Here is a 17,806-nt window from a genome sequence, read left to right as displayed (position 1 = left end):
TCGAGCATTGGCACTGAGTGCCACCACTTGGAGAAGTGCAGCCACGCATTTCGCGCTCATCTGAGCGCAAGACCTATCAAGGGTGGCGAGAATCACGCTAGACACCGAGTGCCGCGAGCCGCTCCTCGACCCGCTCCGGCGCGTACAGGTGCTCCACCACGAGGGCTCCCGCGCCGATCAGGCCTGCCCGCTCGCCGAGCCGTGACGTGACGATCTCCAGATGGGCCGTGGAGCGCGGCAGCGCCCGCTGGTAGAGCAGCTCGCGCACGCCCGTCAGGAAGGGGGTTCCGGCCAGATCTCCGGCGATCATGAGGACTCCCGGGTTGAGGAGCGTCACGACCGTCGCGAGCACCTCGCCGACCTGTCGACCGGCCTCGCGCGCGAGCCGCACCGCCTCCGGGTGCCCCGCCGCGAGCAGTTCACGCACGTCCGAGCCGGACGCGGCCGGAACGCCCGCCGCCGTGAGCCGCCCCGCCAGGGCGCGCCCGCTGGCCACGGCGGCCAGACAGCCGTACGAGCCGCACTTGCACAGCGCGCCGGAGGTCCCCGGCGCGGCGGGCAGCCGTATGTGCCCGATGTCGCCCGCGCCGCCGTCGATGCCCCGGTAGACCGCGCCGTCCACGACGACGCCCGCACCGATGCCGGTGCCCACCTTGACCAGGGCGAACGCCGAGCAGTCGGGGTAGGCGGCGCGCTGCTCCGCGTACGCCATCAGGTTCGCGTCGTTGTCGACGAGGACCGGCGGCGCGGGCGGGCGCGCGGGGCCTGTCGCGTGCGCGGGTCCTGCCGCGTGCGCGTGCGCGGTGAAGGCGCGGCGCAGCCTGCCTCTTATGTCGTAGCCGTCCCAGCCCGGCATGATCGGCGGCTGCACGACCCGGCCCGTCGCCGTGTCGACCGGGCCCGGCACGGCGAGCCCGATGCCGCACACGGACCCCGGCGCCCGGCCGCTCTCGCGCAGCAGCGCGGCGAACCGGACGCCGACCTCGTCCAGGACGGCCTCGGGGCCCTCGTCGACGCGCAGCTCCCCCGTGTGCTCGGCGAGCACGTCACCGGCGAGGGTGAGCAGGGCCGTGCGGGCGTGCCGGGTCTCCAGGTCGGCGGCGAGGACGACGGCGTGCGCGTCGTCGAACTCCAGGCGGGCGGCGGGGCGGCCGCCGAGCGGGGACTCCACCGGGGCGCCCGCGCCCTCGCGCAGCCAGCCCGCGCGGAAGAGCCGGTCGAGGCGCTGGCCGACGGTGGCCCGGGACAGGCCCGTGACCTCCTTGAGGGCGCCGCGCGTGGTGGCGCGGCCGCTGCGCACCAGGTGAAGGAGCTCGCCCGCGCTCGCCTGCGCCGCGCCCGCCCGCACCGGCGTCCCGTTCCTCATGGCCATGCTCCTTACTTACCCGCTCGCTTGCTCATTCGGCCCCTTGTGCGCGTCAACTCGACGTTACATATTGGGTTTTGCGTGTTAAGCAGACGTAACTCTAGGGTGGACCGTACCGAACTGACAGGCCGTCGGCAGGTGTTGACGGGCTGAGGGGAGAGCAGCGCGTGGACCGCACCACGACCACGGCCCCCACCAGGGCCACCGCGCCACGGGGAGCGCCCCGACGTGGCACCCCGTGCCGCGTGCACACCGTGCTGCGCGAGCGCGCCGCCCGGGTCCTCGACGCCAACTGGACCGGCTCCTCCACCGTCCCGTCGCGGGGCCTGTACCCCCACCAGTGGTCGTGGGACTCCGCGTTCATCGCGATCGGGCTGCGCCATCTCTCGCCGCTGCGCGCGCAGCTGGAGCTGGAGACGCTGCTCTCGGCCCAGTGGGCCGACGGGCGCGTCCCGCACATCGTCTTCAACCCCTCCGTGCCGCTCGACGCCTACTTCCCCAGCCCCGACTTCTGGCGCTCCACCACCGCGGGCCGCCGGGCGGGCGCGCCCGCCGGGGCCGAGACCTCCGGCATCGTGCAGCCGCCGGTGCACGCGCTCGCCGCCTGGCTTGTGCACCTCGCCGACCCCGGCCTGTCCCGGTCCCGCGCGTTCCTCGCGCGCGTCCACCCGCGCCTCGCCGCCTGGCACCGCTTCCTCCTGCACCGCCGCGACCTGGGCGGCGCGGGCCTCGCCGCCGTCGTCCACCCGTGGGAGCAGGGCATGGACAACAGCCCTTGCTGGGACGGCCCGTTGAGCCGAATCCCGCCCGCCCAGGCGCGGACGTTCCGCCGCGCCGACCTCGACCACGGCTCCCCGAGCGACCGGCCGACGGATCTGGACTACGGGCGGTACGTACGCCTCGCCGCGGACTACCGCGATCGGGGGTACGGCGGGCTCGACGGCCTCCGCGCGGGCCGCGCCGACTTCGCCGTCGAGGACCCGTCCTTCAACGCCCTCCTGATCGCGTCCGAGCACGCCCTCGCCCGGATCACCGGCGAGCTCGGCGTGCCCGCGACGGCCCGGCACGAGCGCGCCGAGCGGCTCACGCGGACCCTCGTCGAGCGGCTGTGGGACGCGGACGCGGGCCTCTTCCGGTGCCGGGACCTGAGGGCGGGCCCGGCCGGCGGCGCGCCGGTGGCCGAGCGCGGGGCCACCGGCCTGATCCCGCTGATCCTGCCGGGGCTGCCGCGGGAGATCGCCGCCGCCCTGGTGCGCACCCTGCGCGGGCCGCACTTCGAACTCGGCGGCGCCGCCCGCCTCGTACCGAGCCACGACCTGCTCAGCCCCGCCTTCGACGCGCAGCGCTACTGGCGCGGCCCTGCCTGGTTCAACGTCAACTGGCTGCTGGAGCGCGGTCTCAGGCTGCACGGGGAGCGGGCGGGCGCGGACGCGCTGCGCGGGGAGCTGCTCGACGTGGCCGGCTCCTCCGGCTTCGCCGAGTACGTGGACCCGTACACGGGCGAGGGCCGCGGGGCGCGCGGCTTCAGCTGGAGCGCGGCGCTGGCCCTGGATCTGTACGTGGACGCGGTGGACGCGGTGGACGCGGCGGACCCGGTGGACGCGGTGGACGCGACGGGCCCGGCAGACGCGGCGGGCGCGGCAGGGACAGCGCACACGGCAGACACGACGCACACGACGAACACCACGCACTCCACGCACTCGACGCACACAACGGCGACACCAGCGGGGCCTGGCAAGGACGAAGGGGCTCGGAATGACTGATCGGCAGCAGCACCACCTGCTCGTGCGCGGCACGACCTTCGCGGCCGTCGGCGCGGGCGGCGACATCCGTGGCGTGCCCGGCGGCACCGCGCCGGACGGGCTCTTCGTGCGCGACGCACGGCACCTGAGCCGCTGGCAGCTGACGGTGGACGGCGCCGTGCCCGAGGTCCTCACGCCCTCCGACGGCGCCGACGCCGACGTGGCGCGCTGCGTCCTCGTGCCGCGGGGCGGCCGGCAGGAGCCGCCCGCGTACACGCTCTTCCGCGAACAGGCCGTCACCGACGGCACGTTGGTGGAGGCGCTGCGCATCACCAGCAACCGCCCGGTGCCCACGACGCTGCGGCTCGCGCTGACCGCGGACGCCGACTTCACCGACCAGTTCGAGCTGCGCGCGGACCACCGTACGTACGCGAAGCCGGGTGCCGTCAGGTCCCGCCGCGCCCTGGACCCCGAAGGGGAGGGCGGCGGCGTCGAGTTCGCCTACCGCCGCGGCGACTGGCTGGCCCGCACCACCGTGACGTCCGCGCCCGCGCCGGACGCCGTCGAGGAGACCGGAACCGGCGCGCGACGCCTGGTCTGGGCCCTCGACCTGGACGCGCACGGCTCCGCGGAGCTCGCCCTGACCGTCGCGGCGGCCCCGCACGGCGCGCCACCGCCGCCCGCGCCACCGCCGTCGCCCGGAGCGGCGTTAACCCAACTCACCGCCGCCCAGCGGGAGTTCATGGACGCCGTGCCGCTGCCCGCCGCCTGGCCGGGACTCGCCGCCGCGTGTACGCGCGGCCTCGCCGACCTCGCCGCGCTCCAGGTGCCCGCGCACGGCCCCGACGGCGAGGAGCTGAGCGTGCCCGGCGCGGGCGTGCCGTGGTTCCTCACGCTGCTCGGCCGCGACGCGCTCCTGACGTCCCTGTTCGCCCTGCCCTATCTGCCGCGCCTGGCCGCCGCGACGCTGCCCGCCCTCGCCGCGACCCAGGCCACCGAGACCACCGAGGGCCGCGTCGCCCAGCCCGGCAAGATCGTCCACGAGGTGCGGCACGGCGAGCTCGCCCACTTCGACCAGGTGCCGTTCGGCCGCTACTACGGCTCCGTCGACGCCACCCCGCTGTTCCTCGTCCTGCTCGGCGCGTACACCGAACAGACCGGCGACACCGCGCTCGCCCGCCGCCTCCAGGCGCACGCGCGCGCCGCCGTCGGCTGGATGCTCGACCACGGCGGCCTCACCTCGCGCGGCTATCTCGTCTACCGCGCCGACGAGGGCGGCCTCGCCAACCAGAACTGGAAGGACTCCCCCGGCGCGATCTGCGGCGCCGACGGCAGCCGCGCCACGGGCCCGGTGATGGCGGCGGGCGCCCAGGGGTACGCGTACGACGCGCTGCGGCGCACCGCGTGGCTGGCCCGCGCGGTGTGGGACGACGCCGTGTACGCCGACCTGCTCACGCAGGCCGCCGCCGATCTGCGCGACCGCTTCCAGCGGGACTTCTGGATGGCCGGGCGCGGCTTCCCCGCGCTCGCCCTCGACGGCGAGGGCCACCAGGTCGACGCGCTCGCGTCGGACGCCGGGCACCTGCTGTGGTCGGGGCTGCTCGACAAGGAGTACGGGGAGGCGGTGGGCCGTCGGCTCCTCGAACCCGACTTCTTCTCCGGCTGGGGCGTGCGGACGCTCGCCGCGGGCCAGGGCGCGTACCACCCGCTGTCGTACCACCGCGGCTCGGTGTGGCCGCACGACAACGCCCTCATCGCGCTCGGCCTCGCCCGCTACGGCCTCCACGACGAGGCCCGCGCGGTCGCCCACGGGCTCATCGCCGCGGCGGCCACCGGGGGCGGCCGCCTGCCGGAGGTCCTGGCCGGGTACGAGCGGGAGGCCTATCCGGCCCCGGTCCCCTACCCGCACGCGTGCGTGCGCGAGTCCCGCTCGGCGGCGGCGCCGCTCGCGCTGCTCACGGCGGTGGGCGGGGGCTGAGCACTCCCTTGGTCTGTCAGGTGCGCGATATGTCCCCCGCCGGACCGCACCGGCGGAGGCCCGCTTAGGCTGCTGTGCCGTTGGTCAACTCTCGGTTGACCAAGGGAGCAGCTGATCAGGGGGGCGGGACGATGAACCACGCGACTGGGGTGTTCCAGCCGCTCCAGGCGGACGACCCGCCCGTGGTGGCCGGGTACCGTCTCGCCGCCCGGCTCGGCGCGGGGGGCATGGGCCGGGTCTACCTGTCGCACACACAGGGCGGCCGGCCGGTGGCGATCAAGGTGGTACGGCCCGAGCTGGCCGACGACCCGGCCTTCCGGCGACGGTTCCACCGGGAGGTGGAGGCGGCCCGGCGGGTCCGGGGCGCCTACACCGCCGAGCTGGTCGATGCCGACACGGACGGCATACCGCCCTGGCTCGCCACGCTGTACGTGCCGGGCCCCTCCCTGGCGGAGGCCGTCGCCCGGCGCGGGCCGATGCCGGTGCCCGCGGTGCTGTGGCTGGTGGCGGGCGTGGCCGAGGCCCTCGCGGCGATCCACGGCGCGGGCATCGTGCACCGGGACCTGAAGCCGTCGAACGTGCTCCTCGCCGCCGACGGGCCGCGCGTCATCGACTTCGGCATCTCGCTGGCCGCCGGCGTCACCTCGTACACCGCCACGGGCATCGCCGTCGGCACGCCCCAGTTCATGGCGCCGGAGCAGGCGTCCGGGGGTGCGGTCACCGCGGCGACGGACGTCTTCGCGCTCGGCCAGACGGCGGCGTTCGCGGCGCTCGGCAAGGCGCTGTACGGGGACGGGCCTTCGGTCAGCGTCCTGTACCGGATCGTGCACGAGGAGCCCGACCTGTCCGAGCTGCCCGAGCAGCTCCGTCCGCTGATCGCCCGCTGCCTGGCCGCGGCCCCCGAGGACCGGGCCACCCTGGCGGAGATCGTCACGTGGTGCCGGCAGCGCCTCGGCGGGGACGCCGACGCGGGTGCGGGGCCGACCGTCTGGCGGGACGTCATCGGCCCGGAGGTGGCGGTCCCGGCCCCGGTGCCGGACCCCACCCCGCTGGGCACCACGCCGTTGGTCGCCCTGCAGCGGGCGACGGTGCCCGCGGGGGCGCCGGTGCGCCGACGGCGTACGAAGCTGATCGCGGCGGCCGTCGCGGCTGCGGGGGCGCTGGTGCTCGCGGGCCTGGCGTGGACGGTCGTGCAGGCGCGGGACGACGACTCCGGCGACCGGGACGCGAGCGCGTCGTCGGCGTCCGGCCGGGACGGAGACCGGAACGGCGGTCGGGACGGAGACCGGAACGGGTCGTCCACGGCTTCCGGGGGCACGTCGTCCGGGCCCGAAGCGGCGTCGGGGACCGGGGACCGTGCCAAGGCCGGTGACCGTGACGGGACCGGCCGGGCACCGGAGGAGACCGCGCCGAAGAAGCCGCGCGGCATCCCGTACCCCCAGCAGTGGATCGACGCGAAGCAGTCGCTGAGCTTCAAGGAGCCGGTGTCCCGCAAGAACGGCAAGGGGGACATCCGCTTCGGCTGCCGGCAGACCGGCTGCGAACTGGAGAGCGACACCAGCGCGATCACCATGCTCTACGGCAAGCCGGGGGCCGACCTCGACGCGTGCCGCCTCGCCCTCACCGGCGCCAAGAGCCACCGCCTCCCCCTGGCCGCCGCGGCCGCGGGCAGCGAGATCTGCGTCAAGCACCCGTCCGGGGACATCGCGCTCCTGGTGATCCAGGTGAAGTCGACGGCAATGCCGGAGATCGGCTTCGTGACGGCGGACATGACGATCTGGCGGAAGGACCGGCGGACGTAGCCATCCGGGGCCCTCCCTGGGGATCAGCCGCCCGACGTGTCCAGCTCCGCGTCGGCCGAGACGCCCGCGCAGTCGTACGGGTCCTTCAGCCAGCCGTCCGGCAGGACGACGCGGTTGTTGCCGGACGTGCGCCCGCGCGGGCCGTCGGCCCCGTCGGGCCAGCCCTGGTCCAGGTCCAGCTCGTCGAGGCCGGCCCGGAGCTCGGCGAGCGACGAGGTGATCGCGAGCCGCTTGCGCATCTCGGAGCCGACGGAGAAGCCCTTCAGGTACCAGGCCACGTGCTTGCGGAAGTCGATGACGCCGCGCGACTCGTCGCCGATCCACTCGCCGAGGAGCGTGGCGTGGCGGATCATGACGTCCGCGACCGCGCGCAGGGCTGGCCGCGCCACGTCGTCCGGGCGCCCCTCGAAGGCGGCCACCAGGTCGCCGAAGAGCCACGGCCGCCCGAGGCACCCGCGCCCCACGACCACGCCGTCGCAGCCGGTCTCACGCATCATCCGCAGCGCGTCGTCCGCCGACCAGATGTCGCCGTTGCCGAGGACGGGGATCTCCGGGACGTGCTCCTTCAGGCGGGCGATGGCGGACCAGTCCGCCGTGCCGCCGTAGTGCTGCGCGGCCGTGCGCCCGTGCAGGGCGATCGCGGTGACGCCCTCCTCCACGGCGATGCGGCCCGCGTCCAGGTACGTGATGTGGTCGTCGTCGATGCCCTTGCGCATCTTCATCGTGACGGGCAGGTCACCGGCGCCGCTCACGGCCTCGCGGAGGATCGCCCGCAGCAGGTTCCGCTTGTACGGCAGCGCGGAGCCGCCGCCCTTGCGGGTCACCTTGGGGACGGGGCAGCCGAAGTTCAGGTCGATGTGGTCGGCGAGGTCCTCCTCCGCGATCATGCGGACGGCCTTGCCGACGGTCGCGGGGTCGACGCCGTACAGCTGGATCGAGCGGGGCTTCTCGCTCGCGTCGAAGTGGATCAGCTGCATGGTCTTCTCGTTGCGCTCGACCAGGGCCCGCGTCGTGATCATCTCGCTGACGAAGAGCCCCTTGCCGCCGGAGAACTCCCGGCACAGCGTGCGGAACGGCGCGTTCGTGATCCCCGCCATGGGGGCGAGCACGACGGGCGGCTGCACGGCGTGGGGGCCGATCGACAGCGTCGACGGCGAGGCGGCCTGCGGCTGGGACATCGGGCGGCTCTCCGGGAACGTACGGGACGGGGGCAAGCCTCTATTGTCCCTCAGCCCGCACCCGAACCGTATGGGCCTGCGCCCGAACCGTATGGGCCCGTGCCCAAACTGTCCGGGCCCCCGCCCAAACCGGCTGGGCCCGTGCCCAAACTGTCGGGGCCGACGCCCAAACCCTCCGGGCCCGCGCCCAAACCCTCCGGGCCGACGCCCAAACCCTCCGGACCCGCGCCCAAACCGTACGGGCCCGTGCCCGAACCGTCCGGCAGCTCCGCGAGCCGCTCCAGGCGGGTCTCCGTCGCGTCGTCGGCGGGCACGTACGCGACGAGCCGGTACGCCTGCGACTCCGGCGCGAGCCACATGTTGCGGTGCTCCAGGCTGAGCAGCCCCACGTCGGGGTGCTGATAGCGCTTGACGTGGGGCGACATCGTGGCGAGCTCGTGCCGCTCCCACAGCTCGCGGAACTCCGCCGACTCCTGGAGCAGCCCGTCGAGCCGCTCCTTCCAGGCGGGCTCCGCCACGTGCTCGGCCATCCCCGCGCGGAACTTCGCGATCAGGTCGCGCAGCATCTCGTCCCGGTCGAGGAAGGTCTCGCGCCAGCGCCTGCTGGTGGTGAGCAGCCACAGGCAGTTGCGTTCGCGCGGCGGCAGTTCGGTGAGCTCGCCGAAGACCTGCGCGAAGGGGCGGTTGTGGGCGAGGACGTCGTACCGGGCGTTCTGCAGGGTCGCCGGGTAGGGCGCGATGCGGTGCATCAGGCGCAGGGCCGTGCCGGACACGAGGGGGCACTCGGTCTCGGGGCGCGGGTCGACGACGCCCGCGAGCGTGAAGAGGTGACCGCGCTCCGTCTGGTCCATGAGCAGCGCGCGGGCGATGGCGTCGAGGACCTGCGCGGAGACCCTGATGGCCCGGCCCTGCTCCAGCCACGTGTACCAGGTGACGCCCACCGCGGACAGCTGCGCGACCTCCTCGCGCCTGAGCCCCGGCGTGCGGCGCCGGGCGCCGCGCGGCAGGCCCGCCTGCTCGGGCGTGATCCGCTCGCGGCGGCTGCGCAGGAACGCGGCGAGCTCCCGCCTGCGGGTGGCGTCGTCCGTGGCGTGCCCGGTGACTGGGGGCCCCGTGGCTGCGTACGCCGTCGTGGCGGCCGTCGTCTGCTCTGCGGTGATGGTCACCCTCCCAGGCTTCCGCACCCGGCACCCTGTTGCCAGGTGCGCCTACTACCAGGATAAAGACACTCTGGTACCCGTCTCGGCGCCTGATCATCGTCGTATCCGTGACTCCCACGACCGACAACACCACCGAGGCCGCGGCGGCGGACACGCCTGTGCCCGGCACCTCGAAAGCCCCCGTCCCGACCGCCTCCGTCCCGACCACCCCTGCCCCGACCGCCCCCGCCCTGACCGCCCTCGGCCTCTTCACGCTCCTGCTCGGCACCTCCCTGCCGAGCACCGACTTCTTCGTCGTCAACGTCGCCCTGCCCGACATCGCCCACGACCTGCACGCCTCCCCCGCCGCCCTGGAGATGGTCGCCGCGGGCTACGCGGTCGCGTACGCGGTGCTGCTCGTCCTCGGCGGGCGGCTCGGCGACGCCTACGGGCGGCGGCGCCTGTTCCTGTGGGGCGTCGCCTGGTTCGGCATCACCTCGCTGGCCTGCGGGGTCGCGCCCGGCGCGTGGTGGCTGGTGGCCTTCCGGGCCGCGCAGGGCGCCGCGTCCGCGCTGATGCTGCCGCAGGTGCTCGCCACCATCCACGCGACGACCGAGGGCGAGCGGCGCGCCGGGGCCATCGCGAAGTACGGCGCCGCGAGCGGGCTCGCGATGGTGCTCGGGCAGGTGCTCGGCGGCGTCCTGGTCTCGGCGGACGTGGCCGGGACCGGGTGGCGCGCGGTGTTCCTGATCAATGTGCCGGTCGTCGCGCTCGCCCTGGTGTTCGCGGTCCGCTCGGTGCCGGACAGCCGTGCCGAGCAGGCCAAGCGCGGTGACCCGCTCGGCACCGTCCTGCTGGCCGCCGCCCTGATCGCGCTGCTGCTTCCGCTGACCGAGGGCCGGGCGGCGGGCTGGCCGCTGTGGTCGGTGCTCACGCTGGTCGCCGCGCCGCTGCTGCTGTGGGCGTTCGCCGTGGTGGAGCGCCGCGCCGAGGAGACCGGCGGCAGCCCGCTCCTCCCGCTGTCCCTGCTGCGCGTGCCCGGCGTCACCAGGGGCCTGCTCATCGGCGTACCGATCTTCGTCGGCTTCAGCGGCTTCATGTTCGTCAGCGCCGTGCTGCTCCAGGAAGGGCTTGGCTACAGCGCCCTGAAGGCGGGCCTGACGCTGATCCCCATGGGCGTCGCGCAGTTCACGGGCTCGCTGCTGCTGCCCCGCGTGACGAACCGCCTCGGCAGCCGTGCGCTGACCCTGTGCGCCCTGGTGCACGGCGCGGGCCTCGTCCTGCTCGCCGCCGTCGCCCTGTGGGTGCCGTGGTCCTCCCTGTCGCCGCTCGCGCTCGCGCCGGGCCTGCTCCTGTGCGGCTTCGGGCAGGGCATCCAGCTGCCGCTGTACTTCCGGGTCCTGCTGTCGTCGGTGCCGGTCGAGCGCGCCGGGGCGGGCAGCGGGCTCGCGCAGACCGCCCAGCAGTCGTCCCTCGCCGTCGGCGTGGCCACGCTCGGCTCGCTGTTCCTGACGCTCGACTCGGGGTTCGCCATGCGGGACGCGTTCGCCATGGTCCTCGCCGTGCAGTTGGCCGGCCTCCTCGGCCTCGCGGCCCTGAGCCTGCGCCTGCCGCGCGAACTGTGACGCGGAACAGCGTGTGAGCGACGTACGGAGCCGAGGGATACCGTCGACCGTATGCCCGAACTGAGCCACCGCCACCGGCTGCTGGTGCTCGCGATCTGCTGCATGAGCCTGCTCATCGTGAGCCTCGACAACACCGTCCTGAACGTGGCCCTGCCCACCATGGCCAGGGAGTTCGACACCAGCATCTCCGGCATGCAGTGGACGATCGACGCGTACACCCTCGTGCTCGCGTCGCTCCTGATGCTCGCGGGCTCGACGGCGGACCGCGTGGGCCGCCGCAAGGTCTTCCAGGCGGGCCTGACCGTCTTCACGCTCGGCTCGGTCCTCTGCTCCCTGGCCCCGAACCTGGAATCCCTGGTCGCCTTCCGCATGATCCAGGCGGTGGGCGGCTCCATGCTCAACCCCGTCGCCATGTCGATCATCACGAACACCTTCACCGAGCCTCGCGAGCGGGCCCGCGCGATCGGCGTCTGGGGCGGCGTCGTCGGCATCTCCATGGCGGCGGGCCCGCTGGTCGGCGGCCTGCTCGTGGACGCGCTCAGCTGGCGGGCGATCTTCTGGGTCAACCTGCCGGTGGGCCTGGCAGCGCTCCTCCTCACCACCCGCTACGTCCCCGAGTCGCGCGCCCCGAAGCCGCGCCGCCCCGACCCGATCGGCCAGCTCCTGGTGATCGTGGCGCTCGGCGCGCTGACGTACGCGATCATCGAGGCACCCAAGGAGGGCTGGACGTCGCCGCTGATCGTGTCGTTCGCGACGGCGTCGGCGACGGCTCTCGTAGCCCTCCTCCGCTACGAGCCCCGCCGCGCCGAACCCCTGATCGACCTGCGCTTCTTCGCCTCGGCCCCGTTCAGCGGCGCGACGGTGATCGCGATCAGCGCGTTCGCGGCGCTCGGCGGCTTCCTCTTCCTGTCCACGCTGTACCTCCAGGACGTACGCGGCCTGGACGCGCTGCACGCGGGCCTGTGGATGCTGCCCATGGCGGCGATGACGCTGGTGTGCGCTCCGTTGTCGGGCCGCCTGGTGGGCAGCCGCGGCCCCCGCGTCCCCCTCCTGATCGCAGGCGTCGCGATGACAACATCCGGCGCCCTCTTCACCACCGTCGAAGCGGAGAACTCCAACACCACCCGCCTCCTCGCCTACGTCCTCTTCGGCCTCGGCTTCGGCTTCGTGAACGCCCCCATCACCAACACCGCCGTCGCCGGCATGCCCCGCACCCAGGCGGGCGTAGCCGCAGCCGTAGCCTCCACCAGCCGCCAGATCGGCCAGACCCTGGGCGTAGCGGTCATCGGCGCGGTCCTGTCCTCCGGCGTCACGACGACCTACGCCGCCGACTTCACCACCGCGAGCCGCCCGACCTGGTGGATCATCACGGGCTGCGGGGCGGCGGTGCTGGGGGTGGGGGTGCTGACGAGCGGACGGTGGGCGCGGGAGACGGCGCGGCGGACGGCGGAACGGCTGCCGCAGGGGGACGAACCGCAGGTGACCAAAGCTGGATGACGCACGGGTTACAAGTTACAGATAACAAAACTTGAAATCTGTCAGCGCGGGGTGCATGGTGGATGCACGGCGTCGTCGCAGCCTCGTGGCGGTGCCCCCTTCCCAGCACACCCCCAGGAGCCCCCATGCGCACCCTGAACCTCGGTAAGACCGGTCCCGTCTCCTCTGCCCTCGGCCTCGGCTGCATGGGTATGTCCGCGCTGTACGGGGAGGCCGACCGGGGCGAGTCGATCGCCACCATCCACGCCGCGCTCGACGCGGGCGTCACCCTGCTCGACACCGGTGACTTCTACGCGATGGGCCACAACGAGCTGCTCATCGGCGAAGCCCTGCGCACCGCGCCCGCCGCGCAGCGCGAGCAGGCGCTCACCAGCGTGAAGTTCGGCGCCCTGCGCGACCCGGACGGCGGCTGGGCCGGGTACGACGGCCGGCCCGCCGCGGTCAAGAACTTCGCCGCGTACTCGCTGCAGCGCCTCGGCGTCGACCACATCGACGTCTACCGGATCGCCCGCGTCGACGAGAACGTGCCGATCGAGGAGACCGTCGGTGCGATCGCCGAGCTCGTCGAGAAGGGGCATGTGCGTCATATCGGCCTCTCGGAGGTCGGTGCGGATTCGTTGCGGCGGGCTGCCGCCGTCGCCCCGATCTCCGACCTGCAGATCGAGTACTCGCTGATCTCCCGCGGCATCGAGGAGGAGATCCTGCCGACCGCGGCGGAGCTGGGGATCGGCGTCACCGCGTACGGCGTGCTGTCGCGCGGTCTGATCTCCGGGCACTTCACACGCGACCGGCAGCTCGCCGCGAACGACTTCCGCGGCATCAGCCCCCGCTTCCAGGGCGACAACCTGCAGCGCAACCTCGACCTCGTCGACGCCCTGCGCACCATCGCCGAGGCGAAGGGCGTGAGCGTCGCGCAGACCGCCATCGCCTGGGTGCTCGCCCAGGGCCCGAAGTTCGGCGCGGACATCGTGCCGCTGGTCGGCGCCCGCCGCCGGGACCGCCTCGCCGAGGCCCTCGGCGCCCTGGACGTCACCCTCGACGCCGCCGACCTCGCCGCCATCGAGCAGGCCGTGCCCGCGGGCGCGGCGGCGGGCGCCCGCTACCCCGACGCGCAGATGGCGCACCTCGACAGCGAGCGCTGACCATGACCGCGTACGACTGCCCGGCGGGCACCTCCCGCCGGGCGGCCGCGCCGGACCGCCAGCGAGCCCGCCAGTGGGGGCCCTGTCAGCGGCGACGGGTACGGTCTTGACCATGGCTACGACCGAGACCCTCACCGCCGAGCGCATCCTCGCCGCGACCGAGGACGTGCTGCGCCGCCACGGTGCCGCAAAGGCCACCGTGGTGGACGTGGCCCGCGTGCTCGGCGTCAGCCACGCCAGCGTGTACCGGCACTTCCGCACGAAGGCCGCGCTGCGGGAGGCAGTCACCAAGCGGTGGCTGGACCGCACGACCGCCGAGCTCGCCCGGATCGTCGAGGACCGGTCGGCCCCGGCCGACCAGCGCCTGGTCCGCTGGCTCTCGGCCCTCTTCGCGGCCAAGCGCCGCAAGGCGGGGGACGACCCGGAGCTGTTCGCGACCTACGGCGTGCTCCTCGAGGAGAACAGCGAGGTGGTGGAGGGGCACATCGGCGATCTGGTGGCCCAGCTGCGGACCGTGGTCGAGGAGGGGGTCGCGGCGGGCGAGTTGCAGGCGCTGCACCCGGACCCCGCCCTGACGGCCCGCGCCGTCTTCGACGCGACGAACCGCTTCCACGACCCGGCGTACGCCCGCGAGTGGACCGCCCCGGGCATCGAGACGGCGTTCACGGCGGCGGTCGACCTGGTCGTGCGCGGTTTGCGCCCCTGACCGCGGTTTGCGCCCCCGGCCGCGCGCCCTGACTTTTCCCGCATATCTCCGTTCCCCTGAGCAACGCCCGCGCCACCTGGTTGCCTGATCCCGGCAGGGCAGGAACACGCTGGGGAGGCGTCAAGTGGCGGCTGCGGTACGGGAGTTGGCGGAATTCGACTATGTGGTCGTGGGGGCCGGTTCGGCCGGGTGCGTGATCGCGGCGCGGCTCAGCGAGGACCCGGACCGCACCGTGCTGCTGCTCGAAGCGGGGCCGCGGGAGACGGACGCGGATCTCGCGACGCCGTCCGTGTGGCCGACGCTGTGGGGCACGGAGGTCGACCACGGCTATACGACGGTGCCGCAGGCCGGCGTCGGCGGGCTCGCGCTGCCATGTCCGCGCGGGCGGACGCTCGGCGGGTCGAGCGCGATCAACGCGATGGTGTTCCTGCGCGGGCACCGCGCGGACTACGACGGCTGGGCGGAGTCGGGGTGCGCGGGCTGGGCGTACGACGACCTCCTGCCGCGCTTCCGCCGGATGGAGTCGGTGCCCGGCAAGGACCCGGCCTTCCGGGGTGACGCGGGCCCGTTGCGCCCCGCCCCGGTCGCGCCCGAGGACGCCAACCCCCTCTCCCACGCCTTCGTGGAGTCAGCCGTCGCCGCCGGCCACCCGCTGACCGACGACTTCAACGGCGCCCGCCAAGAGGGCGCGGGCTGGCCCGACTTGACGATCACCGGCGGTACGCGGCAGAGCGCCGCCGACGCCTATCTGCGCCCCGTCCTCGCCGGACGGCCGAACCTGACGGTGGCGACGGAGTCCCGCGCGCACCGGCTGCTCTTCGACAGCGACGGAAGCGGCAGCAGCGGCCGGTGCACGGGCGTGGAGTACGTGCACCGGGGCACCCCGGTCACGGCGTACGCCCGCGCCGAAGTGATCGTCAGCGCGGGCGCGATCGACTCGCCCCGGCTCCTGCTGCTCTCCGGCATCGGCCCGGCGGACGAGCTGCGCGCGGCCGGAGTGGACGTACGCGTCGACCTGCCGGGCGTGGGCCGGAATCTGCACGACCACCCCCTGTGCGGCCTCGTCTTCGAGGTGGAGCAGCCCGTTCCGGCGGGCCGCGCCAACCTGTCGGAGGCGTCGCTCCACTGGCGCAGCGACCCGTCGCTCCCGGGCCCCGACATGCAGTTGATGTTCATCCACGTCCCGTACCACCCGCCGACGATACCGGTGCCCGCGAACTCCTTCACGGTGGGCGTGGCCACGGTCCCGCGCAGTCGCGGCGCGGTGCGGATCGCCGACGCGGACCCGGAGTCGGCGCCGCTGATCGACCCGGGCTATCTGGGCGACGAGGACGACGTGCGGCGGATGCTGCACGGGATGGAGGTGGTGCGGGACGTGGTGGCGGCGGGCCCGTTCGCGAAGTGGGGGGCGCGGGAGGTGCTGCCCGGCGCCGGGGTGACGGACGAGGCGGAGCTGCGGGCGTTCCTCGGGGCGGCGGCGGGTCCGTACTTCCACATGGCGGGGAGTTGCGCGATGGGGACGGGGGCGGAGGCGGTGGTGGGCCCGGATCTGCGGGTGCGGGGCGTGGCGGGCCTGCGGGTCGCCGACGCGTCGGTGATGCCGACGATCGTGTCGGTGAACACGAACGCGGCGGCGCTGGTGATCGGGGAGCGGGCGGCGGACCTGGTCCGCGAGGCCATGTGATCTCCGCTCAGCCCTTCGGGGCCGACGACTCAGCCCTTCGGGGCCGACGGGTCGATCGTCGCCTGGTGCGCCTGCGCCAGGTGTTCCGCCGCCTTCAGCCACGGCAGGAACTGCGCCCGGCGGCGCCAGCCGCAGGTGGCGCACCTCAACTGCCGCTGTACGCCCGCCCGGTGGACGTGGACGACGTGCTCGCGCCCGTGTCCGTCCCATCTGCTGACCTTGCTCGTGGCCATCGGAAGCATGGGCCTCAGTGTGCACCGAAGCCCCCGGTTCCGTTCCTGGAACCGGGGGCTTGTATGCGAACGGAAGGGCGTCAGCAGCCGACGAGACGCGCGGCCAGGTAGGCCTCGATCTGGTCGAGGGAGACGCGCTCCTGCTTCATGGTGTCGCGCTCACGCACGGTGACCGCGTTGTCGTCGAGGGTGTCGAAGTCGACGGTGACGCAGTACGGCGTGCCGATCTCGTCCTGGCGGCGGTAGCGGCGGCCGATGGCGCCCGCGTCGTCGAACTCGATGTTCCAGTTCTGCCGGAGCGCCGCCGCGAGGCCCTTGGCCTTCGGGGAGAGCTCCGGGTTGCGGGACAGCGGCAGGACGGCGACCTTCACCGGGGCGATGCGGTGGTCGAAGCGCATGACCGTACGCTTCTCCAGCTTGCCCTTGGCGTTCGGGGCCTCGTCCTCGACGTAGGAGTCGAGCAGGAAGGCGAGCATCGTGCGGCCGACACCGGCGGCGGGCTCGATGACGTACGGCGTCCAACGCTCGCCGGCCTCCTGGTCGAAGTACGACAGGTCCTGGCCGGAGGCCTTGGCGTGGGCGGAGAGGTCGTAGTCGGTGCGGTTGGCGACGCCCTCGAGCTCGCCCCACTCACTGCCGCCGAACTGGAAGCGGTACTCGATGTCGGCGGTGCGCTTGGAGTAGTGGGAGAGCTTCTCCTTCGGGTGCTCGTACCACCGCATGTTCTCCTCGCGCAGGCCCAGGCCGGTGTACCAGTTCCAGCGCTGCTCCATCCAGTACTCCTGCCACTTCTCGTCCTCGCCCGGCTTGACGAAGAACTCCATCTCCATCTGCTCGAACTCGCGGGTGCGGAAGATGAAGTTGCCGGGCGTGATCTCGTTGCGGAAGGACTTGCCCATCTGGGCGATGCCGAACGGGGGCTTGCGGCGCGAAGTGGTCTGCACCTGGGCGAAGTTGGTGAAGATGCCCTGGGCGGTCTCGGGCCGCAGGTAGGCGACGGAGCCGGAGTCCTGGGTCGGGCCGAGGTGCGTGGAGAGGAGCCCCGAGAACTGCTTGGGCTCGGTGAACTGACCCTTGGTGCCGCAGTTGGGGCAGTTGATGTCCGCGAGGCTCTCGGGCGCGCGGCCCTTCTTCTCCTCGTACGCCTCTTCCAGGTGGTCGGCGCGGTAGCGCTTGTGGCAGGAGGTGCACTCGGTCAGCGGGTCCGTGAAGGTGGCGACATGGCCGGATGCCTGCCAGACCTCGGTGGCCAGGATCACGGACGAGTCGATACCGACGACGTCTTCGCGCGAGGTGACCATGTAGCGCCACCACTGGCGCTTGAGGTTCTCCTTCAGCTCCACGCCCAGGGGTCCGTAGTCCCAGGCGGCGCGCTGGCCGCCGTAGATCTCACTGCACGGGAAGACGAAGCCTCGGCGCTTGCTCAGGCTGACGATGGTGTCGATCTTGTCGGCGGCCACGGTGCTCTCTTCATTACGACGACGGGCGAAGCGAATGCTTCAGGTTACCGGCGGCCGTACCCCCCGGATCAAATCGGTTCCCCCACCGTCCGGTTCCGGTCCCCGATCTCCCCACCCACCCGCCCTTCCCTGGCGTGGGCGCCCGGCCCCACCATCGGCGCTGCGCGCCTCGCCCTCAAGCGCCGGGCGGGCTGATTTATCCCCACCCACCCGCCCTTCCTGGGGCTCCGCCCCAGACCCCGCTCCTCAAACGC

General features: G+C 73.6%; 13 protein-coding genes. 8 read left to right on the top strand and 5 right to left on the bottom strand.

Annotated elements, in window-relative coordinates; translation table 11 throughout:
- Positions 1-97 precede the first annotated feature (97 nt).
- Entirely contained in the window at positions 98-1,366 is a 1,269-nt protein-coding gene (locus ACFWZ5_RS19530) for an ROK family protein (protein ID WP_384798168.1), read from the bottom strand.
- Positions 1,367-1,611: 245 nt separating this feature from the next.
- Here ACFWZ5_RS19530 and ACFWZ5_RS19525 point away from each other — a divergent pair, with 245 nt between their 5' ends.
- From ACFWZ5_RS19525 to ACFWZ5_RS19515, 3 genes are all read left to right on the top strand, one after another.
- Positions 1,612-3,129, top strand: a complete 1,518-nt coding sequence (locus tag ACFWZ5_RS19525) for a hypothetical protein (protein ID WP_384798171.1) — start codon at positions 1,612-1,614, stop codon at positions 3,127-3,129.
- A complete protein-coding gene (locus ACFWZ5_RS19520; protein WP_384798174.1) occupies positions 3,122-5,086 on the top strand; it encodes a glycogen debranching N-terminal domain-containing protein in 1,965 nt (654 codons plus the stop codon). Before ACFWZ5_RS19525 ends, ACFWZ5_RS19520 begins: the two co-directional genes overlap by 8 nt.
- A gap of 131 nt (positions 5,087-5,217) precedes the next feature.
- Positions 5,218-6,888: a serine/threonine-protein kinase gene (locus tag ACFWZ5_RS19515; RefSeq protein ID WP_384798177.1), complete on the top strand. Its 1,671-nt coding sequence runs from the start codon at positions 5,218-5,220 to the stop codon at positions 6,886-6,888.
- A gap of 23 nt (positions 6,889-6,911) precedes the next feature.
- Here ACFWZ5_RS19515 and dusB read toward each other — a convergent pair whose 3' ends face one another.
- Entirely contained in the window at positions 6,912-8,066 is a 1,155-nt protein-coding gene (gene dusB / locus ACFWZ5_RS19510) for a tRNA dihydrouridine synthase DusB (protein WP_384798180.1), read from the bottom strand.
- A 50-nt stretch (positions 8,067-8,116) separates the two neighbouring features.
- Positions 8,117-9,232, bottom strand: coding sequence for a helix-turn-helix transcriptional regulator (locus ACFWZ5_RS19505; protein ID WP_384798183.1), 1,116 nt, complete (start codon positions 9,230-9,232; stop codon positions 8,117-8,119).
- Positions 9,233-9,333: 101 nt separating this feature from the next.
- Here ACFWZ5_RS19505 and ACFWZ5_RS19500 point away from each other — a divergent pair, with 101 nt between their 5' ends.
- The 5 genes from ACFWZ5_RS19500 (at position 9,334) to ACFWZ5_RS19480 (ending at position 15,859) form a co-directional block, all read left to right on the top strand.
- Positions 9,334-10,830 carry an MFS transporter gene (locus ACFWZ5_RS19500; RefSeq protein WP_384798186.1) on the top strand — a complete coding sequence of 499 codons (1,497 nt, stop codon included), beginning with the start codon at positions 9,334-9,336 and terminating at the stop codon, positions 10,828-10,830.
- 51 nt (positions 10,831-10,881) lie between these two features.
- A complete protein-coding gene (locus ACFWZ5_RS19495) occupies positions 10,882-12,327 on the top strand; it encodes an MFS transporter (protein WP_384798189.1) in 1,446 nt (481 codons plus the stop codon).
- 125 nt (positions 12,328-12,452) lie between these two features.
- Positions 12,453-13,469, top strand: a complete 1,017-nt coding sequence (locus ACFWZ5_RS19490; RefSeq protein ID WP_384798192.1) for an aldo/keto reductase — start codon at positions 12,453-12,455, stop codon at positions 13,467-13,469.
- 112 nt (positions 13,470-13,581) lie between these two features.
- Positions 13,582-14,175 carry a TetR family transcriptional regulator gene (locus ACFWZ5_RS19485; RefSeq protein ID WP_384798195.1) on the top strand — a complete coding sequence of 198 codons (594 nt, stop codon included), beginning with the start codon at positions 13,582-13,584 and terminating at the stop codon, positions 14,173-14,175.
- A gap of 124 nt (positions 14,176-14,299) precedes the next feature.
- Entirely contained in the window at positions 14,300-15,859 is a 1,560-nt protein-coding gene (locus ACFWZ5_RS19480) for a GMC family oxidoreductase (protein ID WP_384798197.1), read from the top strand.
- A gap of 29 nt (positions 15,860-15,888) precedes the next feature.
- Here ACFWZ5_RS19480 and ACFWZ5_RS19475 read toward each other — a convergent pair whose 3' ends face one another.
- Both ACFWZ5_RS19475 and ACFWZ5_RS19470 read right to left on the bottom strand, forming a co-directional pair.
- Positions 15,889-16,101: a hypothetical protein gene (locus ACFWZ5_RS19475; RefSeq protein ID WP_384798200.1), complete on the bottom strand. Its 213-nt coding sequence runs from the start codon at positions 16,099-16,101 to the stop codon at positions 15,889-15,891.
- A gap of 71 nt (positions 16,102-16,172) precedes the next feature.
- The gene (locus ACFWZ5_RS19470) at positions 16,173-17,552 is read right to left on the bottom strand and encodes a glycine--tRNA ligase (RefSeq protein WP_384798203.1); all 1,380 of its coding nucleotides are present in this window, start codon (positions 17,550-17,552) and stop codon (positions 16,173-16,175) included.
- Positions 17,553-17,806 lie beyond the last annotated feature (254 nt).

It is taken from the genome of Streptomyces sp. NPDC059003, assembly GCF_042740445.1.
Lineage (GTDB): Bacteria > Actinomycetota > Actinomycetes > Streptomycetales > Streptomycetaceae > Streptomyces.
Note: the sequence above shows the minus strand (reverse complement) of the source record. Positions and strands in the feature narration are given on the sequence as shown.